This window comes from Streptomyces sp. CB02923, assembly GCF_001905005.1.
GTDB lineage: Bacteria > Actinomycetota > Actinomycetes > Streptomycetales > Streptomycetaceae > Streptomyces.
The window spans coordinates 179,101-205,399 of record NZ_LWKZ01000001.1 but is presented as its reverse complement, the minus strand read 5'-3'; the positions used below and the strand labels follow the sequence as shown (position 1 = coordinate 205,399).

Here is a 26,299-nt window from a genome sequence, read left to right as displayed (position 1 = left end):
ACTACCGCTCACAGCCCGAAGCGGCGCTGGAGGCCCCCGAGCCCGCCCGGAAGCTGGGGCAGTTGTGAGCCACTTTGGCGAGTTGCCTCGCCCCCGCCCGGCACCCCCGCCCCGGCCGTGACCTCGCCCGTGGCCACCTCCGGCATCAGCTGCTCGGTGGACTGGAGCAGCACCGTGCCCGCTCCGACGAACTCGAACTGGTGCTCCTCGCCGGAGACTCCGCCCAGGCCCGTGTGCGCCCGGACACCGCCGAGGAATCCGCGCAGGTACTGGTGGTCGTAGTGATGGCAGGGCGAGGGGCAGTCGGCCCAGCCCACCAGGGCCTGCGGGTCCACCCGGATCGGCGGCTCCATGAAGACGACCGGGCCGTTGGAGGCGGCCACGAACTTGCCCGTGCCGATCAGCGTGAGGAAGCCCGGGACGATCGACTGCTTCAGCGACAGAGATGGCTGAAAGGCGAGCAGGTTGCCCGAGCGAATGGTCAGGTTGCCGTCTTCCAGATCGTAGGAATTGACGTCGAACGCCCGGTCGGCGAGGAGCATCTTGCCCTGGCCCTCGGCGACGACCCAGTCCGCCGCGTGCAATGGCGAATGGAAACTGTGGGCGATCAGGCGCTCCAGCGCGCCGTGCCCGATGCCCTGGAAGTCGATCCGCCCGTAGTAGGCGATCATCTTCCCCTTCTGCAGGAACCACTGGCCGTTCAGGTCCACGCTGAAGGTGTACTCGTTGACGTTGTCGTCCGAGGGGAGCGTGTGGGGGTCGAAAACGACGGGACCGGTCACAGTTTCTCCTCCGACGCCTGTACGTAGACGGTGCCCTGGCCGGACAGCTCCAGCTGGAACGCCTCGCCCGAGCCGCGGCCGACCATGTCCCGCCAGCCGAGGGCCGTGGACAGCTTGTTGCGGACGTCGCCGCGGTGCGCCACGTACGCCTGCGGGTCGACGTGGACGGACCCCTGCGGGGTGATGGGCAGTTCGATGACGCCGCCGTGTGCCATCACGGCCACCGCGCCCTGCCCCTTGAGGGTGGTGGTGAACAGGCCCTGGCCGGTGACCTGGCCGCGCACCATGCCCATCACGCCGCCCTGCGAGCCCATGAACATCGTGCCCTGCTGGAGCGTCCCGTCGAAGGCGAGCAGCCGGTCCGCCTCGACGTACAGGGTCTCGCCGGTCAGGTCGACGACGTGGATGTGGTGGCCGCCGTGGCCGAAGAGGACGGTGCCGGTGGGGGCACCTCCCTGGCCCTCAAGGCCTTGGGGGACCTCCACGGTCATCAGCGGCGTCGCCTCGTTGGCGATGCGGCGGCCGATCATCGAGCCGATGCCGCCCTGGCCGCCCTGGATGTTGGGGGTGAAGCTGACGTCGCCCTGGTAGGCGAGCATCGCGCCGCGCTGGCTGAACATCCGCTGCCCCGGGCCGATCTGCGCGCGCACCATGCGGGAGTTGACGGCGGTGAACGGCATCAGACCTCCCCGCCGACGGTGTTGCGCTCGCTGGGCTGTACGTACACCAGGCCCTCGCCCTCGAAGCGGATCTGGAAGGACTCGCCGGAGCCCTCCCCCATGAAGGTGCGGAAGTTCACCCCGGACTGGAAGTGCTGTTTGAGGTCGCCGGTGTGCGCGACGTACGCGCCCGGGTCGACCTGGAGCGGGTACTGCTTGGTGACGCGCAGCACCACGGCCGGGCCGTCGGAGACGATCGCGGCCTGGCCGCTGCCCTCGACGGTGGTGGTGAACAGCCCGTTGCCCTGCGAGGCGCCGCGCAGCCCGGTGAAGGTGGTGCCGGTGCGCAGCGCCGCGTCGGTGCACAGCAGGTTGCTGGCCTCCACGTACAGCTTCTCGCCGTGCAGCTGTACGAGGTTGATCTCGCTCGCGCGGTCGGCGAAGTAGCAGGTGCCGTGGCCCTTCACCTCCATCACTTCCATCTGTTCGCCGGTCAGCCGGCGGGTGACCATGCCGCGCAGCCCGTCACCGCCGCCGGTCATCTTCTTGAACGTCATCCGGCCGTCGTAGGCGACCATCGCGCCGTTCTTCGCTTTCACGGCGTCGCCGGTCATGTCGACGGCGAGCACTTTGCTCCCCTGGAGCCGAAACTGAGCCACAGGATCGAAGGTATCCGGCGCACCGACCCCTGAACAGTGATCCTTTGCGGGCCTGCAACAATGGGGGCGCCCTTGTGAAATGTCGCACAAGCGCATCGTGCCGCCTCCTGCCACCCGAACGAGGTTCCCGTGGACATCAAGACCGCTTCCGCCCTGCGCCGGCTCCGCCTGGTCTCCGCCCCCGAGGCGGTGTCCTTCCTGCTGCTGCTCGTCTGCTCGGTCCTCAAGCGGACCACCAGCTTCGACGGTGTGATGGCGATGGGCATGGTGCACGGCATCCTGTTCATCCTGTACGTGGTGTTCTGGCTGGACGCCTGGAACCGCACCAAGTGGCAGTTCAAGACCGCCGCGCTGTACTTCGTGCTCTCCGTCCTGCCCACCGGCGGCTTCTTCGCCGAACGCATGCTCAAGCGCGAGGCCGAGGCGAGCGTCATCGCCGCCCGCGCCCGCAAGGAGGGCGTGGTCAACGCATGATCGTCGCATTTTCGGTGAGCCCGCTGGGGGTGGGTGAGGACGTCGGGGAGTACGTCGCCGACGCCGTACGGGTGGTCCGCGAGTCCGGGCTGCCCAACCGTACGGACGCGATGTTCACGTCCGTCGAGGGCGAGTGGGACGAGGTCATGGACGTCGTCAAACGCGCCGTGGCCGCCGTCGAGGCGCGCGCCGGGCGGGTCTCGCTCGTCCTGAAGGCCGACATCAGGCCCTCCGTCACCGACGGCCTGACCTCCAAGGTCGAGACCGTCGAGCGCTATCTCTCGGCGGACTCCGGCAACTAGGGCGTACGCGCTCAGCGCGGCGGCGTACCGCCCGCGCTGAGCGCGATACCCAGCGGCGTGCGCTCGTACAGCACCTCGTGCCCGTGCCGGCACGACGTCAGCAGCCCGGCGCCGCGCAGCACCGACAGCTGCGCCGACACCGACGAGGGCGCCAGCCCCAGCCGCTGCGCCAGCGCCGTGGTCGACGCCGGCTCGTCCAGCGCGCCGAGCACCGCCGCCCGGTTCGCGCCGAGCAGCCGGGCCAGCGCCGGGCCCGTCTCCGGCTCCTGCCACAGCCCGCCGATGCCGCGCGCCGGGTAGACGACGGTGGGCTGCCAGTGCGGCTCGTAGGCGCTCACCACGTCGGGCCACACGAAGACGCTCGGCATCAGCAGCACGCCCCGCCCCGCGAGATCCTGGATCTGCAGGAAACGGGGACGGGTACGGACCGTGAGGGTGCCGCCGGACCAGGTGATCCGCGGGCTGAGGTCCGCGAACAGCTTCTCCAGCCCGTCGCTCGCCAGCTGCCGCGACCGGTAGGCGACCTCGGCCTCCAGCAGGGCGCGCAGCCGCGGCCAGTCCGGGGCCAGCAGCGCGTGCCAGGCCCGCTCGGTGGCGTCGGCCAGCTCCTGTACGGCGCGCGCCGGGTCCGCCAGCATCGCGCGGCCCCGCGGGGACTCGGCGGCGCCCGGCGTACAGGCGAGCGACTTCGCCAGCTCGGCGCGGGCGAGCGCGGGGTCCGTGGCCCGTACGCGGGCCAGCTCCTCGTCGAAGGGGGCGAGCGACGCCTGCGGCGGCGGCCCCAGGAAGTCGGGGGTGTAGCCGGGCTGCGGGGACGGCATCAGGAGCCACAGCGCGGACAGGTCCAGGCCCGCCAGCGCCGCGCGCATCCGCCGCAGCCAGGGCAGGTGGTAGCCGTGCCGGTCGGTGCGCCACAGGGTCCGTACGGCTTCGTGGGTCTCGCACAGCGGCGAGATGGCGAAGCGGATGCGCAGCAGGTCGTCCGCGCCGAAGCGCATGTCCAGCGGCATGGCCGAGGCCCCCCTCTCCTCATTCCTTCACTCTTCCCACCGGGCGGCCGGTTCCGTCATGGATTCGGCTGCCGCCGAATGACTGGGGAGCGGAGGCGCGGCCCGGCACGCTGCCGTCATGCCCGCACCCTCCGGGCCCGCCGCCACGGGCCCCGCCGACCCGCGCCCGGAGCCGCCGCCCGCCGGGGCCGGTTACCGCGCCGTCTTCGCCGTCCCCGAATTCCGCTTCGTCTTCGCCGCGCACCTGATGTCCTCGCTCGGCGTCGTCGTCTGCGAGATCGCGCTGTCCGTGCTGGTGTACCGCCTCACCGGGTCGCCGCTGCTGAGCGCGCTGACGTTCGCGCTCGGTCTGCTGCCGTACGTCGTCGGCGGCACGCTGCTCTCCGCGGTCGCGGACCGCTGCCCCGCCCGCCGCGTCCTCGTCGTCTGCGACCTGCTGTGCGCGGGCTGCGCCGCCGCGATGGTGGTCCCGGGTACGCCGGTCGCGGTGCTGCTGGCGCTGCGCTGCGCGACCGCCGCCATCGCGCCGGTCTTCGCCGGTACGCGGGCCGGGACGCTCGGGGACGTGCTGGGGGAGGGCGACCTGTTCGTCCTGGGACGTTCGCTGATCCGCATCGTCAACCAGAGCGCGCAGCTCGTCGGCTTCGGCGCCGGGGGCCTGCTGCTGGCCGCCGTGGCACCTGGTGCGGTGCTCGCCGTCACTGCGGGCACGTTCCTCGCGTCGGCGCTGCTGCTGCGTCTGGGCACCCGCGCCCGCCCCGCGCGCGGCGCGTCCGGCGGCGCGCTGCTAAGCGCCTCGCTGGCCAGTGTCCGGCAGCTGCTGGCCGACCGGCGTATCCGGGCGCTCCTGCTGCTGACCTGGCTGCCGCCGGCCTTCGTCGTGATCCCGGAGGCGCTGCTCGTGGCGTACGCGGACCTGCTGGGCGCCGGTCCGGCGGGGGCGGGGCTGCTGCTGTGCGCCATGCCGGTCGGTGCGGTCGTCGCGGAGACGCTGGCCGGTACCTTCCTCGGCCCCGCGGCCCGGTCCCGGCTGACGTTCCCGGTGGGCGTCTTCTGCGTGCTGCCCTCCCTGGGTTTCGCCGCGCGGCCCTCGCTCGGCTGGGCGGTGGTGCTGCTCGTGCTGACCGGTACCGGTATCGCGTACAACTTCGGCGTGGACCGCTGGTTCGTCGCCGCCGTACCCGAAGCCCTGCTGGGGCAGGCGATGACGGTGATGCAGGCGGGACGTATGACGATCATGGGTCTGGCGATGGGGGCGGCGGGCGCCGCCGCCGAGTACGCACCCCTGCGGGTGGTGATGCCGGCCGCCGGGGTGGTGGGGGTGGTGTCGGTGCTGCTGGTGGTTCGCGAGGTGCGGCGGAGCCGTGGCGACCGGCTGCCGCTTCCCGGGGCGGCGGCGATGGCGGGGGCGACAGGGGCGACGGCGGGGACCGCGGGCATCGCGGCGCCCCCGAAGGCCGCCGATGTCAAGAGGTGATTCACCTAGGTACCGAAACCTGAGACAGGGCTGACCACGATATGACCGAACGGTAGGGTCGAAGACGTGCCGAAGCCGCTCAGCCTTGCCTTCGATCCCATCGCCCGCGCCGACGAACTGTGGCAGCGACGATGGGGAGCCGTGCCGTCCATGGCCGCGATCACTTCGGTCATGCGGGCCCATCAGATCCTGCTGTCCGAGGTGGACGCGGTGCTCAAGCCGTACGGGCTGACGTTCGCGCGCTACGAGGCGCTGGTGCTGCTCACCTTCTCCAAGGCGGGGGAGCTGCCCATGTCGAAGATCGGCGAGCGGCTGATGGTCCACCCGACCTCGGTGACCAACACCGTCGACCGGCTGGTGCGCTCCGGTCTGGTCGACAAGCGGCCGAACCCGAACGACGGGCGCGGCACGCTGGCGTCCATCACGGAGCAGGGGCGCGAGGCCTGCGACAAGGCCACCCGCGACCTGATGGCGATGGACTTCGGCCTGGGCGCCTATGACGCCGAGGAGTGCGCGGAGATCTTCGCGATGCTGCGGCCGCTGCGCGTCGCGGCCGGTGATTTCCAGGACGGCTGATCCGTGGTAGGGGCGGCGAAGATCGCCCCGGAACGGACGGTTACGCTCGGACCATGAAACGAAGCGTGCTGACCCGCTACCGGGTGATGGCCTACGTCACCGCCGTCATGCTCCTCGTCCTGTGCGCCTGCATGGTGGCCAAGTACGGCTTCGGCACGGGCAAGGACCTCACGCTCGTGGTCTCCCAGATCCACGGCGTGCTCTACATCATCTACCTCGTCTTCGCCTTCGACCTGGGCTCCAAGGCGAAGTGGAAGTTCGGCAAGCTGCTGTGGGTGCTGATCTCCGGCACCATCCCGACCGCCGCCTTCTTCGTCGAGCGCAAGGTCGTCCGCGAGGTCGAGCCGCTGGTCACGGACGGTACGCCGCAGCCCGCCAAGGTCTGAGGCGGTACGGACACACGGCCGCCGGGCCCGGCCCGGCGGCCTTCGCGTACCGCCCGGCAGGGGCCGCATGGCGGGGGCTTCACGGCGACTTCCGGCCGTCAGCCATCGACAATTACTAGGACGTCCTAGTAAATTCGAGGGTATGAACGCTGACGCGATCGAAGAGGGCCGCCGCCGCTGGCAGGCCCGGTACGACTCCGCCCGCAAGCGGGACGCGGACTTCACCACCCTCTCCGGTGATCCGGTGGAGCCGGCGTACGGCCCCCGTCCGGGCGACACGGTCGACGGCTTCGAGCGCATCGGCTGGCCGGGCGAGTTCCCGTTCACCCGCGGCCTGTACCCGACCGGCTACCGCGGCCGTACGTGGACCATCCGCCAGTTCGCCGGCTTCGGCAACGCCGAGCAGACCAACGAGCGCTACAAGATGATCCTGAAGGCGGGGGGCGGCGGACTCTCCGTGGCCTTCGACATGCCGACCCTGATGGGCCGCGACTCCGACGACCCGCGCTCGCTCGGCGAGGTCGGCCACTGCGGCGTCGCCATCGACTCGGCGGCCGACATGGAGGTCCTCTTCAAGGACATCCCCCTCGGCGACGTCACGACCTCGATGACGATCTCCGGACCGGCCGTCCCGGTCTTCTGCATGTACCTGGTCGCCGCCGAGCGCCAGGGCGTCGACCCTGCCGTGCTGAACGGCACGCTCCAGACCGACATCTTCAAGGAGTACATCGCCCAGAAGGAGTGGCTCTTCCCGCCCGAGCCCCATCTGCGCCTGATCGGCGACCTGATGGAGCACTGCGCGGGCGGCATCCCCGCCTACAAGCCGCTCTCGGTCTCCGGCTACCACATCCGCGAGGCGGGCGCGACGGCCGCGCAGGAGCTGGCCTACACCCTCGCCGACGGCTTCGGATACGTGGAGCTGGGCCTCTCCCGCGGCCTGGACGTCAACACCTTCGCGCCCGGACTGTCCTTCTTCTTCGACGCCCACCTGGACTTCTTCGAGGAGATCGCGAAGTTCCGGGCCGCCCGCCGGATCTGGGCCCGCTGGATGCGCGACGTGTACGGCGCGACGAGCGAGAAGGCCCAGTGGCTGCGCTTCCACACCCAGACCGCCGGCGTCTCGCTGACCGCCCAGCAGCCGTACAACAACGTCGTCCGTACGGCGGTGGAGGCGCTGGCCGCGATCCTCGGCGGGACGAACTCCCTGCACACCAACGCGCTGGACGAGACCCTCGCGCTGCCCAGCGAGCAGGCCGCGGAGATCGCGCTGCGCACGCAGCAGGTGCTGATGGAGGAGACCGGCGTCGCCAACGTCGCGGACCCGCTGGGCGGCTCGTGGTTCATCGAGTCGCTCACCGACCGGATCGAGGCGGACGCCGAGAAGATCTTCGAGCAGATCAAGGAGCGCGGCACCCGCGCCGTGCCTAACGGCCAGCACCCCATCGGCCCGATCACCTCCGGCATCCTGCGCGGCATCGAGGACGGCTGGTTCACCGGCGAGATCGCCGAGTCCGCTTTCCAGTACCAGCAGGCACTGGAGAAGGGCGAGAAGAAGGTCGTCGGCGTCAACTGCGCCCACGGCTCCGTCACCGGCGACCTGGAGATCCTGCGCGTCAGCCACGAGGTCGAGCGCGACCAGGTGCGGGTCCTGAAGGACCGCAAGGCGGCCCGGGACGACGCGCGGGTGCGCTCGTCGCTGGCGGCGATGCTGAGCGCCGCGCGGGACGGCGGCAACATGATCGAGCCGATGCTGGAGGCCGTACGGGCCGAGGCGACGCTCGGCGAGATCTGTGACGTGCTGCGCGACGAGTGGGGCGTGTACACGGAGCCCGCGGGATTCTGAGTGGGCGTCCACCGGGGGCGGGGCCGTGCGCGGCCCCGCCCCCGGTGCCGTGTCAGACCACCGCTCCGTTCCCGGTCCTCGCCTTGTCGCGGGGCCGTGCGGCGGGCGCCTCCGGCGCGGGATGGCGGCTCTCCAGGACGACGGCGGCCGGAGTGGCCGTGAAGACCGTCGAGGCGATGCCGAACAGGACGCCCGCGAGCAGCGCCACGGAGAAGTCGGCCAGCGAGTCGCCGCCCAGCACCGCGAGGGCGGCGAGGACGAACAGGGCGCCCATGCCGGTGTTCACCGTGCGGGGCACGGTCTGCACGATCGCCCGGTCGGCGAGCCGGGCGAGCCCCTCCGCACCGCGCGCGGCCCGGCCGTCCTTGGCGCCGCGCCGCAGTTCCCGTACGCGGTCGAAGAGCACGACCGTGTCGTTGACGGAGTAGCCGACGACGGTCAGCAGCGCCGCGAGGAAGACGCTGTCCACCGGCTTGCCCAGCCAGGCGAACAGGCCCACCACCAGCACCACGTCCTGGAGCATGGCGAGGACGGCGGCCGTCGCGAACGTCCAGCGGAAGCGGATGCTCAGATAGACCAGCTGGGCGGCGACCGCGATGCCCAGCGCGATCAGTGCCTTGCCGCGCAGCTCACTGCCCATGCTCGGCCCGATCAGCTCGTCCCGTTCGACGTCGACCGTGCCGCCGGGCGCCTGGAGGGACGTACGGATGCGTTCCTGCTCGGCGTCGGTCAGCAGCTCGGTCCGTACGGCGATGCCGCCGTCGCCCGACTCCTGCACGACCGCGCGCGGGAAGCCCGCCGCCGAGACCGCCTCGCGCGCCGTCTCCGCGTCCACGGTACGGCTGGTGCTGTACTCGACCAGGCGGCCGCCGGTGAACTCCACGCCGAACTCCAGGCCGCGGACACCGATCCCGGCGACGGCGAACAGCAGCAGCCCGGCGCCGATCCCCAGCCAGGTGCGGCGCCGCCGCATCAGCCGCGGTTCGCGGCGGGCCAGCCATCGCCGTACCCGCCCCTCGGACGCCATGCCGGTGATCGCGGGCCGCCGCCGTACGGCGCCCCGGCGCACCGCCCACCCCGCCAGCACCCGGGTGATGACGAGCGCGGAGACCATCGAGGCCAGCACGCCGATGGACAGGGTGACGCCGAAGCCCTTGACCGGGCCGGTGGCGAAGAAGAAGAGCAGGCCGGCGGCGAGCAGGGTGGTGACGTTGGAGTCGACGATCGCGCTCCACGCCTTGCTGAAACCTTCGCGCAGCGGGCGCCGCAGGTCGCCGCCGGAGCGGGCCGCGCGGCGCGCGTACTCCTCCCTGGCCCGCTCGAAGACCAGCACGTTGGCGTCGACCGCCATGCCGATCGCGAGCACGAAACCGGCGAGCCCGGGGAGGGTGAGGGTGGCGCCCAGGGCGACCAGCACGGCGTACGAGATCAGTCCGTACGCGGCGAGCGCGACCGTGGCCAGCGCGCCCAGCAGCCGGTAGACGACGATGACGAACGCGCCGGTGCACAGCAGGCCGATGACCGCCGCGGTGGCGCTCGCCTTGATCGCGTCGGCGCCCAGCGTCGGGCCGACGGTGCGCTGTTCGACGACCTCGACGGGCACCGGCAGGGCGCCGCCCTTGACGAGGGCCGCCAGGTCGCGGGCCTCGGCGTCGCTGAACCCGCCGGTGATCTGGGCACTGCCGCCGGTGATGCCCGCCGTGCACGGCACGCTCTGCTGCATGCCGGGAGCGGAGACGATCCGGTCGTCGAGCACGATCGCGACCCGCCGGGCCGGATCGCCGGGCGCCGCGCACGCGGCCTGGCCGGTGACCCGCGCCCAGGCGTCGGCGGCGGCGCCGCGGAACGCCAGGTCGACGGTCCAGCCGCGGCCGCCCTGCGGGTCGAAGAGCGCCTCCGCGTCCTTGACGCCCTCGCCGGTCAGCGCGGGCGGGCCGAGCCGCAGGGCCTGCCCGGGGGCGTCGGGGTCGGGGAGGGTGCGGGTGGTGTCGCCCTTGGCCTTCGCCTCCGGCGTGCCCTTCGGGTCCTGCGTGGTCCCGAGTACGGGGTGGAACGTGAGCTGCGCGGTACGGCCGATGACCTCGACGGCCTCCTTCGGGTCCTGGACCCCGGGCAGTTCGGCGACGATGCGCTGGGCACCGGAGCGGGACAGCGACGGCTCGGCGACGCCGAGTGCGTCGATCCGCTGCCGCAGCACCTCCAGGGCCCGGTCGGTGGCGGCGGAGTCGGCGCGGGCGGTGGGCGAGTCCTTGGTCTCCAGGACGATCTGGGTGCCGCCGCGGAGGTCGAGTCCGAGGCGGGCGGGTGTGGTCAGGGCGAAGAACAGCGACACGGCGACGACGGCGAGCGCGATCAGCGCACGCCAGTGACGCCGCGACGGAGCGCGGGACGGCATGGGTCTCCCCTTCAGGGATACGGAGGCGGGCGCCGGCCGGCCGCGCGCACCGGGCCGCGGCGGCGCGCGAGGGCGTCGCCGGGCGTGCGGATGCTGCGGGCCGCCGTACGCCTGGGGCGTCAGCTGCTCCGTACGGAGGGAGGGCCGCGCGGGCTGCGCGGGGAGTACCGGGCCGGGGGCGGCGCCCGTTCCTGGCGGGGGCCGACGGACCGCCCGTACCCGAAGGGGGAGTGGTGCGGCGCCGGAGCCGCGGCGGGCAGTGCGCCGGGGAGGCCGGGGAAGCGCGGGTGCGGGAGGACCGCGTACGCCTGGGCGCCCGCGGACTGGCGGGCCACCGGGCGGTCGGGCGCGGTGCGGGCGTCGGCCCGGGGACCGGGCGCGGTGTGCGCGGTGAGCACCTGGGCCGCGGCGGCGGACGATGGCGGGGAATGGACCGCGGCGGCGGACGATGGCTGGGAAGCGGTGGCGGCGGGGCCGGAAGCGGCGGCCGCCGGCAGGCCGGGCCCCAGCGGGCCGGACGCGGCACCCGCCGTACCGGAGGTGCCTGCCAGCACCAGCAGGACGGCCCACAGCCCGGCCAGCGCGCGGGGCAGGAAGCCCGGCAGCGCACGGCGCACTCGTCTGCTCACCGCCCGCCCTCCCGGTCCGTCCGCTCGGCCTGCGTACCGGGCCGTGATTCCGGCCCAGGGTAGTACGCCGTTCCCGCCCCGGCGGGGCCCCGTCCGGCCCCGCCGCGAACCCCTGTCCTACCCCGCCGGGAAGCGGAGACGGAAGAGCGCCCCGCCGCCGGGTGCCTGCGCGGCCGTCAGTTCGGCGTGGTGCGCGCGGGCGATCTGGCGGGCCATGGCCAGGCCGAGGCCGGAGCCGGGCAGCGCGCGGGCCGCCTCGGCGCGGTAGAAGCGGTCGAAGACGTGCGGCAGGTCCTCGGTCGCGATGCCGGGGCCGTGGTCGCGGACGGTCAGCTCCAGGCCGTCCGCGGTGCGGGACAGTTCCGTCTCGACCGGGCCGCCGGGCGGTGAGAACTTCGCCGCGTTGTCCAGCAGGTTGGACAGCAGCCGGGACAGCCGCGCCGGTACGCCGGGGACGGTCACCCCGGCCGCCGCCCCGTCGGCCCGCGCGGTGAACGTGATCTCCGGCCAGTGGCCGCGGGCCGCCTCCATCGCGTGCTCCAGCAGCGCGGCCGGGCGCACCTGCTCCACCAGCGGCTGCGGCTCCTCGTCCCGGGCCAGTTCGATCAGGTCGTTGACGAGCGTGGTGACCTCGCGCAGCTGCCGGCCCAGGGCGCCGGACGCGCGGTCGCGCTGGGTGTCGGTCAGCCGGTCGGCGCGGGCGAGCAGTTCGGCGTTGGTCCGCAGCGCGGTCAGCGGCGTACGCAGCTCGTGGGAGGCGTCCGCGACCAGCCGCCGCTGCGCCGCCACCGACTGCTCCAGCTCGCCGAGCATGGTGTTGAAGCTGGCGGCCAGCCGGGTGACCTCGTCCTCGCGGCCGGGCGGCCCGGCGGGCAGTTCGATGCGGTGCCGGGCGTCGCGGGTGGCGGCGATGCGTTCGGCGGTGGCGGTGAGCCGGGCGACCGGGGCCAGCCCGGTGCGCGAGACCCAGTAGCCGAGTCCGGCCGCCAGCAGGACGCCCGCGCCGCCCGTCCCCGCCAGCGCCACCGCGGCCTTCCGCACGCCGCGCTGCACGGTGTCCGTGCGCAGCGCCACCTGGAGCGCCTCGTCCTTGCCGCGCAGCCGCACGGTGTACATCCGCACCGGGTAACCGGCCACGGTCAGTTCGCGGTAGTACGGGGCGTGCCGTCCGGCGGCGACCGCGCGAGTGGCGTCGTCGACCGGCAGCGCGTAGGGGTCGCGCGGGTCCCGGGCCTTGTCGGCGGGGACCGACTGGACGCAGGGCACGGCCTGGAAACGGCAGCTCGTATCGCCCGGCGTCGGGCCCCACGAGCGCATCTTCTCGGAGTACTGGGCCGCTGTCTGGGCCAGGTTCAGCTCCAGCTGACGGGTCATCTGGTAGCGGATGATGAAGAACGCCGCCGTACAGATGCCGACCGCCACCAGCGCCACGGCGGCGGACGCGGCGATGGCCAGCCGGGTCCGGAGCGGACGGCGCCGACGCCAGCGCGCGCCCAGACCGCGCCGGCCGCTCACGCCCGTCCCGCCTTGCCGTCCCGGCCCGCCTCGCCGTCTCGTACGGCCCTGGCCTCGCGGGCCGAGTGGTCCGCCTGGTCCAGCCGGTACCCGACGCCGTGCACGGTGTGCACCAGCCGTGACTCGCCGCCCGCCTCCAGCTTGCGGCGCAGGTAACCCACGTACACGGCAAGGGAATTGGAGTCCGGCCCGAAGTCGCGCCCCCAGACCCGCTCCAGAATCATCTCGCGCGGCATCACCTGCCCGGGGTGCAGCAGGAGCAGCTCCAGCAGAGCCCACTCCGTACGGCTGAACTCCAGTGGCCGGCCGGCCCGGTGGCCGGTGCGCGTCACCGGGTCGACGACCAGGTCGGCGAAGGACAGCGAGGTGTCGTCGGCGGCGGTGGCCGACGCGCGGCGCAGCAGCGCCCGCACGCGTGCGACCAGCTCGTCCAGCGCGAACGGTTTGACGAGGTAGTCGTCGGCGCCCGCGTCCAGCCCGTCCACCCGCTCACTGACCGAGTCCAGCGCGGTCAGCACGAGGATCGGCGTACGGTCGTCCAGCGCGCGCAGCCGACGGCAGACCGCCAGGCCGTCCAGGACCGGCATCATCACGTCCAGGACGATCGCGTCGGGCTGCCAGGAGGCGACCTCGGAGAGCGCGGCCAGCCCGTCGGCGGCGCCGCGTACCGCGTACCCCTCCACGCTGAGGCCGTCCTCGACGGCGGCCCGCACCTCCGGTTCGTCGTCGACGACGAGGATCTTCGGCGGGGACGCGGCGGCGGGCTGCTGGGGAGCGCTCCGGTGCGCGGGCTGCGGTGCAGGCGAGGACGGCATGCACACAGGCTGCCAAACCTGTGTCTTAGAACCTTCTTAAGGCGCTTGGCGAGCGTGGCGGCCATGCGCACACCACTCTCAGTCGTCATAGGCGCGGGCGGTACCGGCGGTCACATCTACCCCGGGCTCGCCCTCGCGGACGCCCTGCGCCGGGCCGTGCCCGACGCGGTGGTCTCCTTCGTCGGTACGGAGCGCGGGCTGGAGACGCGGCTCATCCCGCAGGCCGGATACCGCCTGCACACCGTGGACATGATTCCCTTCGACCCGTCGCTCGGCGCCAAGCGCTACCTGCTGCCCGCCGCGCTGCTGAAATCGGGCGCCCAGTGCCGCTCGATCCTGCGCACGCAGGAAGCCCAGGTCGCGGTCGGCATGGGCGGCTACCCGAGCGCCCCGGTCATCGTCGGCGCGCGGATGGCCGGGCTGCCCAGCCTGGTCCACGAGTCCAACGCGGTGCCCGGCCGGGCCAACAAGTTCGCCGCCCGGCTCACCCCGCACATCGCGCTGGCCTTCGACCGCAGCCGCGCGCACCTGGCGGGCGGCGAGCGCGCCGAGACGGTCGGCATGCCGCTGGTCGGGCCGCTGGCGAGCCTGGACCGGACGGCCCTGCGGGAGCGGGCGCGCCGCGAGCTGGGCGTGCCGGAAGGCGCCCGGCTGGTGCTCGTCAACGGCGGCAGCCTGGGCGCGGCCCGGCTCACCGAATCGGCGGTCGGCCTCGCGGCCCGGTACCGGTCCCGTACGGATCTGCGGCTGCTCATCAAGACCGGGCCCGCCGCCCTGGACGAGACCCGGGAGCGGCTGGCGGCGACGGGCGGCGCGGCGGTCGCCGAGGCCGTCCCGTACCTGGACCGGATGGATCTCGCCTACGCCGCCGCCGACCTGGTGGTGTGCCGGGCCGGTTCGGCGACCGTCGCCGAGCTGGCCACGATCGGCATGCCGGCGGTCCTGGTCCCGTACCCGCACGCGCCCGGCGACCATCAGACGCACAACGCGCGGGTGCTGTCCGACGCGGGCGCCGCCGTGCTGCTGCCGGACGCCGAGACCACCGCGGAACGCCTGGACGCGCTCGTCACGCCGCTGCTCGACGACCCCGCCCGGCTGGCGGCCATGGGCCAGGCCGCCGACCCGGGCACCCACGCGCACGCCGCCGACCTGCTGGCCGCCAAGGTCCTGAAGCTGGCCGGCCACCCCGCAGCCCACCCCACCCCCACCCACCTGAGGGAGACCGCATGAGCACCACCGACCACGCCGTCATGGAAGCCCGCTGGAAGGGCCGCACCGTCCTGGTCACCGGCGCCGAGGGCTTCATCGGCTCGACGCTGGTGGACCAGCTCGTCGGGTACGGCGCGAAGGTCCGCGCCTTCGTGCACTACAAGCCGTACGCCGAGAAGGGCCACCTCGCCCGATACCTGGGCCCGGACAGCCCCGTCGAGATGATCGCGGGCGACGTGCGCGACGCCGGCCGGGTGGCGGACGCCGTGGCCGGCTGCGACACGGTCTTCCACCTCGCCGCCCTCATCGGCATCCCGTACAGCTACGACTCGCCCGGCGCCTACGTCCAGACCAACGTCGTGGGCACCGAGAACATCGCCGAGGCCTGCCGCCGGCACGCCGTGCGCCGCCTGGTCCACACCTCGACCAGCGAGGTGTACGGCACCGCGCTGACCGCGCCGATCAGCGAGGACCACCCGCTGCAGCCGCAGTCCCCGTACTCCGCCTCGAAGATCGGCGCGGACATGATGGCGCTCTCCCACTGGCACGCCTTCGAGCTGCCGGTCACGGTCGTCCGCCCGTTCAACACCTACGGCCCGCGCCAGTCCGCGCGCGCCGTCATCCCCACCATCCTGGCGCAGCTGCACTCCGGCGCCCGGCAGGTCAGGCTGGGCTCGCTCGCCCCGACCCGGGACTTCACCTACGTCACCGACACCGCGGCCGGGTTCCTGGCGATGGCCGACTGCGACCGGGCGCTGGGCGAGGTCGTCAACCTCGGTACGGGACGCGAGATCTCCATCGGCGACCTGGCGCGGGCCCTGATCGCCGCGTCCGGGCGGGACGCCGAGGTGGTGGTGGAAGGGTCCCGGCTGCGGCCCGCCGGCAGCGAGGTCCAGCGACTGCTTTCGGACAATTCGCGGGCGCGGGAGTGGGCGTCGTGGACGCCTGAGGTGTCCCTGGAGGAGGGGCTGAAGCGGACGTCGGAGTGGGTCGCGGAGAACGTGCACCTGTTCGCGGCGGACCGGTACCAGGTCTGAGCCGAGGACCGGTACCGGGTCTGAGCCGGGGGCCGGTACCGGGTCTGAGCCGGGGGCCGGTTCCGGTTCCGGGCGGCCCGGAGCGTCACGCTCCGGGCGGGCCCGGGTCCGCGAGTCCGCCCATCCCGGTCAGCAGCAGCGTGCTGAACTGCTGCGCCCACAGCTCGTCCACCGGCTCCGCGCTGACCAGCGCCCGGTGCACGACCGCACCCGCGATCACATCGAAGATCAGCCCCACCGCCCGCCCGGCGGCTGCCTCGCCCTCCGCGCCGGCCGGGTCCGGCGGCAGCTCGCCGCGCGCCTGGGCCCGCTCGCGCCCGAGCACCACCAGCCGCTTCTGCCGCTCCACCACGGCGGAGCGGATACGCACCCGCAGCGCCTCGTCGGTGGTGGACTCGGCGACCACGGCCATCAGCGCCGTCTTGGTCTCCGGGCGGGCCAGCAGCGAGGCGAACTGCAGGACGACGCCCTCGATGTCCGACTGGAGGCAGCCCCGGTCGGGGAGTTCCAGCTCGTCGAAGAGGACCGCCACGGCGTCCAGGACCAGTTCGTTCTTGTTGGCCCAGCGGCGGTAGAGCGTCGTCTTGGCCACCCCGGCGCGGGCGGCGACGTCGCTCATCGTGAGCTTGCCCCAGCCCAGCTCGACCAGTGCGGCGCGGGTGGCGTCGAGGATCGCGCGGTCCGCCTCGGCGCTGCGCGGCCGGCCCGTACGGCTCCGGGAGCCCGCACGGCCCGCGGGGGAGCTGGTGCCGGTGAGGGGGCAGCGGTGCATGGGGGCGACCATACCGGCCAGTAGCCTGCCGCGGGCCCGCCCTCGTGAGGCAGATCACTCGTACGGTTCGCGGCAGGGGTTGCCGGGTCCGGGCGCCGGACAGTTACGCTACGGGTCGTAGCGAAAGGGTGGGCCGCCCGGCCTGCCCCGGACGCGACAACCACAGGCCGCGGGTGGGGACCCGGGGCCACGAAGGTGTCACCGGCCCGCGCGGCCGGTGGAAACGCGGCACTCCCGTCCTGCGCCGGCACACCGGCAGGCCGCACGGACGGACCCCGCGCCGCGCGTTTTTCGCGCACCGTGAATTTTCGGCACCGCTTTTCGCAACGGTACGCCGGAGGGGGGAGGATAGGCGCATGCAGCCACGCAACATGTCCATGAGTGGAGCCGTCGACCTCGCCGCGGTGAAGGCGGCCGGGGAAGCGAAGCAGAAGGCGGAGCAGGCCCGCGCCGAAGCGGTCCGCTCCGGCCGGCCCACGGGCGGCGCCCCTCTGGTGTTCGACGTCGACGAGGCGGGATTCCAGCAGGACATCCTCCAGCGCTCCACCGAGGTCCCGGTCGTCATCGACTTCTGGGCCGAGTGGTGCGAGCCGTGCAAGCAGCTCGGCCCGCTCCTGGAGCGGCTGGCGGGGGAGTACGCCGGCAAATTCGTCCTGGCCAAGATCGACGTCGACGCCAACCAGGCGCTGTTCCAGCAGTTCGGTGTGCAGGGCATCCCGGCGGTCTTCGCGGTCGTCGCGGGCCAGCCGATCCCGCTGTTCCAGGGCGCGGCCCCGGAGGCGCAGATCCGCCAGGTGCTGGACCAGCTCGTCCAGGCCGCCGAGCAGCAGTTCGGGATCGTGGGCGCGCCCGTCGACCCGGCCGGCGCGGCACCCCAGGAGGACGCCCCCGAGCCGGTCGGCCCGTACGACGCCCTGCTGGAGACCGCGAACCAGGCGCTGGACAACGGCGACCTCGACGGCGCCGTCCAGGCGTACCGGAACGTGCTCTCCGACGACCCGGGCAACCCGGAGGCCAAGCTGGGCCTGGCGCAGGCCGAACTGCTGCGCCGGGTGAGCGACCTGGACCCGCAGGAGGTGCGCAAGGCGGCGGCCGACGGCCCCGGCGACGTGCGGGCCCAGATCAAGGCGGCCGACCTGGACCTGGTCGGCGGTCATGTCGAGGACGCCTTCGGGCGGCTGGTGGAGACCGTCCGGCGCACGGCGGGCGAGGACCGCGAGGCGGCGCGCGTACGGCTGCTGGAGCTCTTCGAGGTCATCGGCACCGACGATCCGCGGGTGATCTCGGCCCGTACGGCACTGGCGCGGGTCCTGTTCTGACCCCTCGGTGTCCGGTCTCCCGCGCCTCCTGAAGCGCGCGGGCCCCACCCTCAGCGGCGGCCACGTTTTACCAAATCTTGGCAATCGTGGCCGCTGTTACTTGGAGTAAGAGGAGGGTGGTGGTTTGTCGGCATTCCTCCCCGATTCCCCGGCATCCCCTCGCTGAGGGCGACAACCCTGGGTGCCCGGTCGATTTCGCGCCGTCGTGGCGCGGTTACCTCTCCGTTACTCGCAAGTAACGAACCCCTTGTGCGACAGCCGCCGATGCACCACGATCGGCCACGCTCGGTCCATTCCCGCCGCCCGGCAACCGGTCGGCGCCGCGGGGTTCATGGGTCCCCACCGAGTGGCCGGCGGCACCGCCACCGGTCCTGGACAGGGGGGTTCCTGCTCACCCGGCAGGGCCTGTCCGACAAGGGCCGCGCGTCAGCGCGGCCAGTGGTTGTCGCTCGGGGGTGATCGCCGGTGCTTCGGAACGCCGTACGCCTGTACGCCTTTTCGATACGGGCGCTCTCCTTCCCGAGGACGTAGCACTTCTCCCATCCCAGGTACGGCCGCCGTCTTCCCAAGACCCGGACCGCAACCGGAGATGTACGTCCGAGAAGGAGGAAAGTCATGGAGTCCCTGGCTCGTGGCGGGACCAGATGGAAGCGGTTCGCCGTTGTCATGGTGCCGAGCGTCGCGGCGACGGCTGCCATCGGAGTCGCCATCGCGCAGGGTGCGCTGGCGGCGTCGTTCAGCGTCTCCGGTCAGCAGTTCAAGGTCACCGCGTCGGAACTGGACGGTGACGGGTTCGTCCAGTACGGAGCCCTCGACAAGGGCAAGACGGGTGCGCACCCGGTGGCCGTGGTCGGCATGAACTCCGCGGAGATCACCGACCTGTGTCAGTCGGTCGTCGTGCCGGTGCCGATCTTCGGCGACGTGACGATGCGGCTGGAGGCGGGCAGCAGCAAGAATAAGGACCCCCGGGTCTACGCGAAGACGCTGTACATCGACGCCGACGACCTGAAGACCAACGCGACGTTCACCAACGTGGACATCGGCGTCTCGGTGGACGACACCACCAAGGGACCCGGCCCGGCCAAGCGCGGCGAGGGCGGCAGGGGGGACTACCTCCCCGGCTCCTTCGCCCAGCAGGCCGACAAGGTGCACTTCGAAGACGTCAAGCAGCGCGCCTGGGCCACCACGGCCGGCACGTTCAAGCTCAGCGGCCTGCACATGAACGTCAGCCGCGGCAAGAACGAGTGCTACTGACGCACTGAGCGTACGGGTGCGGGGCGCGCGCCGGGCGGCGGCACCGCCCGCCGCCCCACCCGCCCCGCACCCGTACGCCCACAGCCGGTGCAGCAGGCACGCACCCAGCGCACGTACCACCGATTAGCCAGTCCCGAGGAGCTGTACGACATGAGCGCCGACACGCGACCACGGCTGAACGCAAGCATCGGCCGCAAGCGCATTTCGTTTAGGGAGTGGCGAGGTCAGCGCCCGTTCTGGGGCGGGGTGCTGACGCTGCTGGCCGGCTTCCCGATCATGTACATCCCTTACGCGAACCTCACGATCGGCTCCCTGACCGTCCGGATGGCGACGACCGCGGGCGCCGGCTCGCTGATCATCGGCGTACTCCTGGTCGTCCTCGGCCTGACCATGTGGTTCCAGCCCGCCTCCCGCGTCTTCGCGGGCGTGGCGGCGATCCTGCTGTCCCTGGTCTCCCTGGTGGTCTCCAACTTCGGCGCCTTCCTGGTCGGCTTCCTGCTGGGCCTGATCGGCGGCGCGCTGGGGGTCTCCTGGGCGCCGGGCAAGCCCCGCGCCTCCAAGGGCGACGAACCGGCCCGGTCCGCGGGCGGCACACCGGACCACCTGTCAGGAGCGAGCCCGGTCGACGGGGCGAACGGGAGGCACAGTGCCGGGTGACGAGCTGCACGAGACGAACGCGGCGGCCGGCGCGAGAACGGGGCCGCGCCACGCGGCCCCGCGCAAGCCGCTGCTGACCCGGCTGCACGTGCCCGCCGGCAAGGCGATAGCCATAGCCGCGATGCCCTCCGCCGTCCTGATGGGCATGGGCCTGACACCGCAGCTGGCGATGGCCAAGCCGCAGCCGGAGAACCCGTTCAAGAAGGGCCCGTGCGTCAGCGCTCCCGACACGGCGGAGCAGCAGGCGAAGGAGAAGGCGGAGAAGGAGAAGGCGGAGAAGGACAAGGCCGCCAAGGACAAGGCCGAGAAGGAGAAGACGGGCAAGGACCAGGCCGCCGAGGACAAGGCGGGCAAGGACAAGGGCTCCGCCGAGGGCACCGGTCCGGACACCCCCGCCCCCGGCGCCTCCACCCCGGCCCCGGACAAGAGCGGGTCGGCCCCCGAGCCCGACCCGTCGCCGTCCACGGGCAAGCAGGCATCCCCGTCCCCCTCCGCCTCTCCCACGGAGCGCAATCCCTGGTACGACCCGCTGGGCGTGGGCAAGAAGCTGCACGACGTCTTCCACCCCGGCGACGACGGGCCGGGCACCCCGGGCTCGTCCCCGTCCCCGTCCTCCTCCGCACCCGCGGACCAGGGCTCCGGCGGTACGTCCGGCAAGCCCGGCGGCAAGGCCACCGGCCCGCTGGAGGACACCACCGGCAAGCCGGGCGAGGCGGCCGGTGACGCCACCGGCAAGGCCGGAAAGCCCGGAAAGACCGGGGACGACGCCAAGGACTCCAAGGACGCCGAGGACGCCAAGGACAAGGCGGACGACGCCCTCCCGACGCCCTCCCCGTCCCCCAGTGGCAGCGCCGACCCGAACGCCCCCGACGCGGACGGCAAGAAGCCGTTCCCCTGCGTCGAGGAGAAGAAGGCCGCGGGCAAGGACGAGCAGGCCCCGGCCACCGTCCCGGTCCAGCCCTGGTACCTGGAGTCCAGCGGCCTGACCCTGCGCGGCCTGGACTACGAGGGCGTCGTCAACCTCACGATGCCGAACGGCCGCACCAAGCAGGCCCTGAAGTTCACCGCCGACAGCATCGACATCGGCGACCTCCACCAGATCGTCGACGGCCAGGCCGGGAAGAAGTACCACGTCCAGGCGGCCCAGGGCTCCACCTCGACGATCCGCGGCGGCAAGGTCACCATGTACACCGAGCGCCTCCAGGGCAACCTCTTCGGCCTCATACCGATCGTCTTCGACCCGGAGCACCCGCCGCCCCTCAACGTCCCGTTCGCGTACTTCACCAAGGTGAAGATCACCCAGGCGGGCCAGTTCGGCGGCACCCTGACCATTCCGGGGCTGCACCAGTCGGTCACGGACTGAACCGCCGCCCCCGGCGTACGACAGTGGGCCGCACCCCGTACGGGATGCGGCCCACAGCCGTGTTCAGTCCTGGCGCGTCAGGCGCGCTCGCCGCCCAGGTGGTGGACGCGGACCATGTTGGTGGTGCCGGGGACGCCGGGGGGCGAACCGGCCGTGATGATCATGGTGTCGCCGTCGTTGTAGCGCTGGAGCTTGAGCAGCTCGGCGTCGACCAGGTCGACCATCTCGTCGGTGTGCTCCACGTGCGGGACGACGAAGGTCTCCACGCCCCAGCTCAGCGCGAGCTGGTTGCGGGTGGCGGCGTCCGTGGTGAAGGCCAGGATCGGCTGGGCCGAGCGGTAACGGGACAGGCGGCGGGCGGTGTCACCGGACTTGGTGAAGGCGATCAGCGCCTTGCCGTCGAGGAAGTCGGCCATCTCGGCGGCCGCGCGGGCCACCGCGCCGCCCTGCGTACGGGGCTTCTTGCCCGGGACCAGCGGCTGCAGGCCCTTGGACAGCAGCTCCTCCTCGGCCGCCTCGACGATCTTCGACATCGTCTTGACGGTCTCGATCGGGTACTGGCCGACCGAGGACTCGGCGGAGAGCATGACCGCGTCGGCGCCGTCCAGGATCGCGTTGGCGACGTCGGACGCCTCGGCGCGGGTCGGCCGCGAGTTGGTGATCATCGACTCCATCATCTGGGTCGCCACGATCACCGGCTTGGCGTTCCGCCGGCACATCTCCACAAGGCGCTTCTGCACCATCGGGACCTTCTCCAGCGGGTATTCCACGGCGAGGTCGCCACGGGCCACCATGACGCCGTCGAAGGCCGCGACGACCTGCTCCATGTTGGCGACCGCCTGCGGCTTCTCCACCTTGGCGATCACCGGGACGCGGCGGCCGACCTCGTCCATGACGCGGTGCACGTCGTTGACGTCCTTGGCGTCCCGCACGAAGGACAGGGCGACCAGGTCGCAGCCCATGTTCAGGGCGAACTTCAGGTCGTCGATGTCCTTCTCGGACAGCGCCGGGACGTTGACCGCCGCGCCGGGCAGGTTGATGCCCTTGTGGTCGGAGATGACGCCGCCCTCGATGACGATGCAGCGCACCTGCGGGCCGTCGACCTCGACGACCTGGAGCGCGACATTGCCGTCGTTGATCAGGACCGGGTCGCCCTTGGAGACGTCGGCGGGCAGGCCCTTGTAGGTCGTGCCGCAGATGGTCTTGTCGCCGGGCACGTCCTCGGTGGTGATGACGAACTCGTCACCGCGCACCAGCTCCACGGGGCCGTCGGCGAAGGTCTCCAGGCGGATCTTGGGGCCCTGGAGGTCGGCCAGCACGCCGATGGCGCGGCCCGTCTCCTCGGCGGCCTTGCGAACGCGGTGGTAGCGCTCCTCGTGCTCCGCGTGGGTGCCGTGGCTCATGTTGAATCGGGCCACGTTCATGCCGGCCTCGATCAGCGTCTTCAGCTGGTCGTAGGAGTCGACGGCGGGGCCCAGGGTGCAGACGATTTTGGAACGGCGCATGGCTCAATCCTATCGTTTGTTTCGGAGCGGAATTATTGGGGCTCGGGTGCCCGGGTGCGAGGTCCGGCCGGGCGCCGTACGCAGGGGCGCCGGCACCCGGCCGGTTGTGCCGGAGGTCAGTTGCCGACCAGGGCGTATGTTCAGTTGCCGACCAGGGCGTATGTCTGGTCGGCGATCTCCAGCTCCTCGTCGGTGGGGACGACGGCGACCGCGACGCGCGCGTACTCCGGCGATATCAGCCGCGCCTCGTCGGACCGTACGGAGTTCAGGTCGGCGTCCACCGCCAGCCCCAGCTCCTCCAGGCCGGTGACCGCGGCCTCGCGCACCGGGGCGGCGTTCTCGCCGACGCCCGCGGTGAACACCACCGCGTCCACCCGGCCCAGCACCGCGCTGTAGGCGCCGATGTACTTCTTCAGCCGGTGGATGTAGATCTCGAAGGCGAGCGTCGCCCGCTGGTCGCCCTCGTCGATACGGCGGCGGATCTCCCGCATGTCGTTGTCGCCGCACAGCCCGACCAGGCCGCTCTTCTTGTTGAGCAGCTCGTCGACCTCGTCCGCGTCCATGCCCGCCACCCGCTTGAGGTGGAAGACCACGGCCGGGTCGATGTCACCGGAGCGGGTGCCCATGACCAGGCCCTCCAGCGGGGTCAGCCCCATGGAGGTGTCCACGCAGCGGCCGCCGGCCACCGCCGAGGCGGAGGCGCCGTTGCCCAGGTGCAGCACGATGACGTTGACGTCCTCGGGCGCCTTGCCGAGCAGCTCGGCGGTCTTGCGCGAGACGTAGGCGTGCGAGGTGCCGTGGAAGCCGTACCGGCGGATGCGGTGGGTGTCGGCCGTCTCCACGTCGATGGCGTAGCGCGCCGCGTGCTCCGGCATCGTGGTGTGGAAGGCGGTGTCGAAGACCGCGACCTGCGGGAGGTCGGGGCGCAGCGCCTGGGCCGTCCTGATCCCGGTGATGTTCGCCGGGTTGTGCAGCGGCGCCACCGGCACCAGCCGCTCGATCTCCTTGAGCACGGCGTCGTCGATCACCGTCGGCTCGGTGAACTTCAGGCCGCCGTGCACCACCCGGTGGCCGATCGCCGCCAGCTCCGGCGAGTCCAGGCCGAGCCCGTCCGCGGACAGCTCGTCGGCGACCGCCTTGAGCGCCTCCTCGTGGTCGGCTATCCGGGCCTCGTTCTCGCGCTTGTCACCGCCGGTGGCCAGCGGGGTGTGCGCCAGGCGCGAGGTCTCCTCACCGATGCGCTCGACGAGGCCCACGGCGAGCCGGGAGCCGTCGCGCATGTCGAGCAGCTGGTACTTCACCGACGACGAGCCGGAGTTGAGGACGAGGACGCGGGTGGCGTTGGCAGTCATGAAGCAGCCTTCGGTTGGGTGCGGGGGGCGGGCGGCGAGGGGCGTCAGGCGTCGGCGGCGGGCGAGCCGCCCGGCGCCGCACCCTGCGCCTGGATGGCCGTGATGGCCACGGTGTTGACGATGTCCTGGACGAGCGCGCCGCGCGAGAGGTCGTTGACCGGCTTGCGCAGGCCCTGGAGCACGGGCCCGACGGCGACCGCGTTGGCCGAGCGCTGTACGGCCTTGTAGGTGTTGTTGCCGGTGTTCAGGTCCGGGAAGACCAGCACGGTGGCCCGCCCGGCGACCTCGGATTCCGGCAGCTTCGTCTTCGCCACCGCGGCGTCCACGGCCGCGTCGTACTGGATCGGGCCCTCGACCAGCAGGTCGGGGCGGCGGTCGCGGACCAGCTCGGTGGCCTTGCGCACCTTGTCGACGTCCGCGCCGGAGCCGGAGGTGCCGGTGGAGTACGACAGCATCGCGATCCGCGGCTCGACGCCGAACTGCGCGGCGGTGGCCGCCGACTGGATGGCGATGTCGGCGAGCTGCTCGGCGTCCGGGTCCGGGTTGACGGCGCAGTCGCCGTAGACCAGGACGCGATCGGCCAGGCACATGAAGAACACCGAGGAGACGATCTGCGCCCCCGGCTTGGTCTTGATGATCTCGAAGGCGGGGCGGATGGTCGCCGCGGTGGAGTGCACCGCGCCGGAGACCATGCCGTCGGCCAGACCCTCCTGCACCATCAGGGTGCCGAAGTACGACATGTCCGCGACGACGTCGTACGCCAGCTCGTAGGTGACGCCCTTGTGGGCGCGGAGCTTGCCGTACAGCTCGGCGAAGCGCTCGCGCAACGGGGAGACCTGCGGGTCGATGATCTGCGCGCCGTCCAGGTCGATGGCGAGGTCGGCGGCGCGCTTGCGGACGGCCGCCTCCTCGCCGAGCAGCGTCAGGTCGCACACGTCGCGGCGCAGCAGCACGTCGGCGGCGCGCAGCACCCGCTCCTCGTTGCCCTCCGGCAGGACGACCCGGCGGCGGCCCGCGCGGGAGCGCTCGATCAGCTCGTGCTCGAACATCATCGGCGTGACGCGGCCGGAGCGGGCGACGGAGATACGGTTCGTCAGCTCCGCGGTGTCCACATGCCGCTCGAACAGGCCGAGCGCGGTCTCCGCCTTGCGCGGCGCGGCGGCGTTCAGCTTGCCCTCGACGGCGAACAGCTCCGCCGCGGTCGGGAAGGAACCGCCGGACACCGAGATCACCGGTGTGCCGGGGGCGAGCCGGTTGGCCAGCGCCATGATGTCGGGGCCCGGACGCTCGTCGAGGGTCAGCAGCACGCCGGCTATGGACGGGGCCCCGGCGCTGTGCGCGGCGAGCGAGCCGATGACCAGGTCGGCGCGGTCGCCGGGGGTCACGACCAGGCAGCCGGGGGTCAGCGCCTTGAGGAAGGTCGGCAGCATGGCGCCGCCGAAGACGAAGTCGCGGGCGTCGCGGGCCAGCCCGGAGTCGTCGCCGAGCAGCACCTCGGCGCCGAGCGCGTGCACGATCTGGCCGATGGTGGGCGCGGAGAGGGCGCCGTCCTCGGGGAGCGCGTAGCAGGGCACGGGCAGGTGGGCGGAGAGCTGTCCGGCGACGACCGGGTGCTGTGCGGGCGCCACCCGGTTGACGATCAGCGCGACGACGTCGCAGCCCAGCGAGTGGTAGGCCTGGTAGGCGTTGCGGGCCTCGGAGCGTACCGACTCGGCCTCCTGGCCCTGGCCGCCGACGACGGGCAGCACCGCGGCGCCGAACTCGTTCGCCAGCCGGGCGTTGAGGTTCAGCTCGGCCGGCAGGCTGGTGGCCGCGTAGTCGGAGCCGAGCACCAGCACGTACTCGTGGTCCCTGGCGACCCGGTGGAAGCGTTCGACGAGCTGGGAGACCAGCTCGTCGGTGCCCTGCTCGGCCTGGAGGCGGGCGGCCTCCTCGTAACCGAGACCGAAGACGGTTTCGGCGGGCTGGGAGAGCCGGTAGCGGGCCCGCAGGAGTTCGAACAAACGGTCGGGTCCGTCGTGCACCAGCGGGCGGAAGACGCCCACCCGGTCCACGTGGCGGGTCAGGAGTTCCATGACTCCCAGCTCGACGACCTGCCGGCCGTCGCCGCGATCGATACCGGTTACGTACACGCTGCGCGTCACGCGTGCTCTCCGATCCATTCCGTCGCTTCGCAAGGTCAAATTTCCCGTTATGGTGAGCTTGCCCCTCTTGACAATACCTGCGGCTGTGGTTAAGCCGCGCCTCCAGTTTTACGCATGTGTCAGCGGGCAGCCGCAGTGGTGCCCGACGCTGTGAGGGCAACGCCT

The 26,299-nt window shown here is 72.4% G+C and carries 24 protein-coding genes; 12 read left to right on the top strand and 12 right to left on the bottom strand.

Annotated features, from left to right (window positions below; all coding sequences use genetic code 11):
• Nucleotides 1-8: 8 nt before the first annotated feature.
• From A6A06_RS00800 to A6A06_RS00790, 3 genes are read right to left on the bottom strand one after another with little or no spacing between them, the layout of a single operon-like run.
• Nucleotides 9-782 (bottom strand): AIM24 family protein, encoded by a 774-nt coding sequence (locus tag A6A06_RS00800; protein ID WP_073757755.1) that lies wholly within the window; start codon nucleotides 780-782, stop codon nucleotides 9-11.
• Nucleotides 779-1,462 carry an AIM24 family protein gene (locus tag A6A06_RS00795; protein WP_073757753.1) on the bottom strand — a complete coding sequence of 228 codons (684 nt, stop codon included), beginning with the start codon at nucleotides 1,460-1,462 and terminating at the stop codon, nucleotides 779-781. The genes A6A06_RS00800 and A6A06_RS00795 overlap by 4 nt, the downstream gene beginning before the upstream one ends.
• On the bottom strand, nucleotides 1,462-2,100 hold the full coding sequence (locus tag A6A06_RS00790) for an AIM24 family protein (protein WP_073757751.1): 639 nt from the start codon (nucleotides 2,098-2,100) through the stop codon (nucleotides 1,462-1,464). The genes A6A06_RS00795 and A6A06_RS00790 overlap by 1 nt, the downstream gene beginning before the upstream one ends.
• 129 nt (nucleotides 2,101-2,229) lie before the next feature.
• Here A6A06_RS00790 and A6A06_RS00785 point away from each other — a divergent pair, with 129 nt between their 5' ends.
• Both A6A06_RS00785 and A6A06_RS00780 read left to right on the top strand, forming a co-directional pair.
• Complete coding sequence (locus tag A6A06_RS00785) at nucleotides 2,230-2,574, top strand: DUF3817 domain-containing protein (RefSeq protein ID WP_073757749.1); 345 nt, start codon at nucleotides 2,230-2,232, stop codon at nucleotides 2,572-2,574.
• Complete coding sequence (locus A6A06_RS00780) at nucleotides 2,571-2,876, top strand: MTH1187 family thiamine-binding protein (RefSeq protein WP_073757747.1); 306 nt, start codon at nucleotides 2,571-2,573, stop codon at nucleotides 2,874-2,876. The genes A6A06_RS00785 and A6A06_RS00780 overlap by 4 nt, the downstream gene beginning before the upstream one ends.
• An 11-nt stretch (nucleotides 2,877-2,887) precedes the next feature.
• Here A6A06_RS00780 and A6A06_RS00775 read toward each other — a convergent pair whose 3' ends face one another.
• Complete coding sequence (locus A6A06_RS00775; RefSeq protein ID WP_073757745.1) at nucleotides 2,888-3,886, bottom strand: ArsR/SmtB family transcription factor; 999 nt, start codon at nucleotides 3,884-3,886, stop codon at nucleotides 2,888-2,890.
• Nucleotides 3,887-4,004: 118 nt separating this feature from the next.
• Here A6A06_RS00775 and A6A06_RS00770 point away from each other — a divergent pair, with 118 nt between their 5' ends.
• From A6A06_RS00770 to A6A06_RS00755, 4 genes are all read left to right on the top strand, one after another.
• Nucleotides 4,005-5,363 (top strand): MFS transporter, encoded by a 1,359-nt coding sequence (locus tag A6A06_RS00770; protein ID WP_073757743.1) that lies wholly within the window; start codon nucleotides 4,005-4,007, stop codon nucleotides 5,361-5,363.
• 66 nt (nucleotides 5,364-5,429) lie between these two features.
• On the top strand, nucleotides 5,430-5,939 hold the full coding sequence (locus tag A6A06_RS00765; protein ID WP_073757741.1) for a MarR family winged helix-turn-helix transcriptional regulator: 510 nt from the start codon (nucleotides 5,430-5,432) through the stop codon (nucleotides 5,937-5,939).
• A 53-nt stretch (nucleotides 5,940-5,992) separates the two neighbouring features.
• A complete protein-coding gene (locus A6A06_RS00760) occupies nucleotides 5,993-6,325 on the top strand; it encodes a DUF3817 domain-containing protein (RefSeq protein ID WP_073757739.1) in 333 nt (110 codons plus the stop codon).
• 142 nt (nucleotides 6,326-6,467) lie between these two features.
• Nucleotides 6,468-8,168: an acyl-CoA mutase large subunit family protein gene (locus A6A06_RS00755; RefSeq protein WP_073757737.1), complete on the top strand. Its 1,701-nt coding sequence runs from the start codon at nucleotides 6,468-6,470 to the stop codon at nucleotides 8,166-8,168.
• A gap of 52 nt (nucleotides 8,169-8,220) precedes the next feature.
• Here A6A06_RS00755 and secD read toward each other — a convergent pair whose 3' ends face one another.
• The 4 genes from secD to A6A06_RS00735 form a co-directional block, all read right to left on the bottom strand.
• Nucleotides 8,221-10,563 (bottom strand): protein translocase subunit SecD, encoded by a 2,343-nt coding sequence (secD, locus tag A6A06_RS00750; RefSeq protein ID WP_073757735.1) that lies wholly within the window; start codon nucleotides 10,561-10,563, stop codon nucleotides 8,221-8,223.
• A 119-nt stretch (nucleotides 10,564-10,682) separates the two neighbouring features.
• Nucleotides 10,683-11,192, bottom strand: a complete 510-nt coding sequence (locus A6A06_RS41325; protein ID WP_199930617.1) for a hypothetical protein — start codon at nucleotides 11,190-11,192, stop codon at nucleotides 10,683-10,685.
• Nucleotides 11,193-11,309: 117 nt separating this feature from the next.
• Complete coding sequence (locus A6A06_RS00740; protein ID WP_073757731.1) at nucleotides 11,310-12,707, bottom strand: sensor histidine kinase; 1,398 nt, start codon at nucleotides 12,705-12,707, stop codon at nucleotides 11,310-11,312.
• Nucleotides 12,704-13,522, bottom strand: a complete 819-nt coding sequence (locus A6A06_RS00735) for a response regulator transcription factor (RefSeq protein ID WP_073757729.1) — start codon at nucleotides 13,520-13,522, stop codon at nucleotides 12,704-12,706. Before A6A06_RS00735 ends, A6A06_RS00740 begins: the two co-directional genes overlap by 4 nt.
• A gap of 63 nt (nucleotides 13,523-13,585) precedes the next feature.
• Here A6A06_RS00735 and A6A06_RS00730 point away from each other — a divergent pair, with 63 nt between their 5' ends.
• A complete protein-coding gene (locus A6A06_RS00730) occupies nucleotides 13,586-14,752 on the top strand; it encodes a UDP-N-acetylglucosamine--N-acetylmuramyl-(pentapeptide) pyrophosphoryl-undecaprenol N-acetylglucosamine transferase (RefSeq protein ID WP_073759581.1) in 1,167 nt (388 codons plus the stop codon).
• Nucleotides 14,749-15,768 carry a GDP-mannose 4,6-dehydratase gene (locus A6A06_RS00725; RefSeq protein WP_073757727.1) on the top strand — a complete coding sequence of 340 codons (1,020 nt, stop codon included), beginning with the start codon at nucleotides 14,749-14,751 and terminating at the stop codon, nucleotides 15,766-15,768. Before A6A06_RS00730 ends, A6A06_RS00725 begins: the two co-directional genes overlap by 4 nt.
• A gap of 85 nt (nucleotides 15,769-15,853) precedes the next feature.
• Here A6A06_RS00725 and A6A06_RS00720 read toward each other — a convergent pair whose 3' ends face one another.
• A complete protein-coding gene (locus A6A06_RS00720; protein WP_199930616.1) occupies nucleotides 15,854-16,540 on the bottom strand; it encodes a TetR/AcrR family transcriptional regulator in 687 nt (228 codons plus the stop codon).
• 356 nt (nucleotides 16,541-16,896) lie between these two features.
• Here A6A06_RS00720 and A6A06_RS00715 point away from each other — a divergent pair, with 356 nt between their 5' ends.
• The 4 genes from A6A06_RS00715 to A6A06_RS00695 all read left to right on the top strand — a co-directional run bounded on the left by A6A06_RS00715 (nucleotide 16,897) and on the right by A6A06_RS00695 (nucleotide 21,133).
• The gene (locus A6A06_RS00715) at nucleotides 16,897-17,859 is read left to right on the top strand and encodes a tetratricopeptide repeat protein (protein WP_073757723.1); all 963 of its coding nucleotides are present in this window, start codon (nucleotides 16,897-16,899) and stop codon (nucleotides 17,857-17,859) included.
• A 615-nt stretch (nucleotides 17,860-18,474) separates the two neighbouring features.
• A complete protein-coding gene (locus tag A6A06_RS00705; RefSeq protein WP_073757721.1) occupies nucleotides 18,475-19,113 on the top strand; it encodes a DUF6230 family protein in 639 nt (212 codons plus the stop codon).
• A gap of 150 nt (nucleotides 19,114-19,263) precedes the next feature.
• Nucleotides 19,264-19,770 (top strand): DUF6114 domain-containing protein, encoded by a 507-nt coding sequence (locus A6A06_RS00700; protein ID WP_073757719.1) that lies wholly within the window; start codon nucleotides 19,264-19,266, stop codon nucleotides 19,768-19,770.
• Nucleotides 19,760-21,133, top strand: a complete 1,374-nt coding sequence (locus tag A6A06_RS00695) for a hypothetical protein (RefSeq protein ID WP_073757717.1) — start codon at nucleotides 19,760-19,762, stop codon at nucleotides 21,131-21,133. Before A6A06_RS00700 ends, A6A06_RS00695 begins: the two co-directional genes overlap by 11 nt.
• A gap of 77 nt (nucleotides 21,134-21,210) precedes the next feature.
• Here the strand turns inward: A6A06_RS00695 and pyk are convergent, their stop codons facing one another.
• The 3 genes from pyk to pta all read right to left on the bottom strand — a co-directional run bounded on the left by pyk (nucleotide 21,211) and on the right by pta (nucleotide 26,134).
• Entirely contained in the window at nucleotides 21,211-22,638 is a 1,428-nt protein-coding gene (pyk, locus tag A6A06_RS00690) for a pyruvate kinase (protein WP_073757715.1), read from the bottom strand.
• 140 nt (nucleotides 22,639-22,778) lie between these two features.
• Nucleotides 22,779-23,990 carry an acetate kinase gene (locus A6A06_RS00685; protein WP_073757713.1) on the bottom strand — a complete coding sequence of 404 codons (1,212 nt, stop codon included), beginning with the start codon at nucleotides 23,988-23,990 and terminating at the stop codon, nucleotides 22,779-22,781.
• A gap of 44 nt (nucleotides 23,991-24,034) precedes the next feature.
• A complete protein-coding gene (gene pta, locus A6A06_RS00680) occupies nucleotides 24,035-26,134 on the bottom strand; it encodes a phosphate acetyltransferase (protein ID WP_073757711.1) in 2,100 nt (699 codons plus the stop codon).
• Nucleotides 26,135-26,299 lie beyond the last annotated feature (165 nt).

Excerpts from the sequence above, each read along its gene's own strand:
- A6A06_RS00795 (WP_073757753.1), bottom strand. The coding sequence starts at position 1,462 with ATGCCGTTCACCGCCGTCAACTCCCGCATGGTGCGCGCGCAGATCGGC.
- A6A06_RS00780 (WP_073757747.1), top strand. The coding sequence starts at position 2,571 with ATGATCGTCGCATTTTCGGTGAGCCCGCTGGGGGTGGGTGAGGACGTC.
- A6A06_RS00775 (WP_073757745.1), bottom strand. The coding sequence starts at position 3,886 with ATGCCGCTGGACATGCGCTTCGGCGCGGACGACCTGCTGCGCATCCGC.
- A6A06_RS00770 (WP_073757743.1), top strand. The coding sequence starts at position 4,005 with ATGCCCGCACCCTCCGGGCCCGCCGCCACGGGCCCCGCCGACCCGCGC.
- A6A06_RS00760 (WP_073757739.1), top strand. The coding sequence starts at position 5,993 with ATGAAACGAAGCGTGCTGACCCGCTACCGGGTGATGGCCTACGTCACC.
- A6A06_RS00755 (WP_073757737.1), top strand. The coding sequence starts at position 6,468 with ATGAACGCTGACGCGATCGAAGAGGGCCGCCGCCGCTGGCAGGCCCGG.
- secD (WP_073757735.1), bottom strand. The coding sequence starts at position 10,563 with ATGCCGTCCCGCGCTCCGTCGCGGCGTCACTGGCGTGCGCTGATCGCG.
- A6A06_RS00735 (WP_073757729.1), bottom strand. The coding sequence starts at position 13,522 with ATGCCGTCCTCGCCTGCACCGCAGCCCGCGCACCGGAGCGCTCCCCAG.
- A6A06_RS00730 (WP_073759581.1), top strand. The coding sequence starts at position 13,586 with ATGCGCACACCACTCTCAGTCGTCATAGGCGCGGGCGGTACCGGCGGT.
- A6A06_RS00725 (WP_073757727.1), top strand. The coding sequence starts at position 14,749 with ATGAGCACCACCGACCACGCCGTCATGGAAGCCCGCTGGAAGGGCCGC.
- A6A06_RS00720 (WP_199930616.1), bottom strand. The coding sequence starts at position 16,540 with ATGCACCGCTGCCCCCTCACCGGCACCAGCTCCCCCGCGGGCCGTGCG.
- A6A06_RS00715 (WP_073757723.1), top strand. The coding sequence starts at position 16,897 with ATGCAGCCACGCAACATGTCCATGAGTGGAGCCGTCGACCTCGCCGCG.
- A6A06_RS00705 (WP_073757721.1), top strand. The coding sequence starts at position 18,475 with ATGGAGTCCCTGGCTCGTGGCGGGACCAGATGGAAGCGGTTCGCCGTT.
- A6A06_RS00700 (WP_073757719.1), top strand. The coding sequence starts at position 19,264 with ATGAGCGCCGACACGCGACCACGGCTGAACGCAAGCATCGGCCGCAAG.
- pyk (WP_073757715.1), bottom strand. The coding sequence starts at position 22,638 with ATGCGCCGTTCCAAAATCGTCTGCACCCTGGGCCCCGCCGTCGACTCC.
- A6A06_RS00685 (WP_073757713.1), bottom strand. The coding sequence starts at position 23,990 with ATGACTGCCAACGCCACCCGCGTCCTCGTCCTCAACTCCGGCTCGTCG.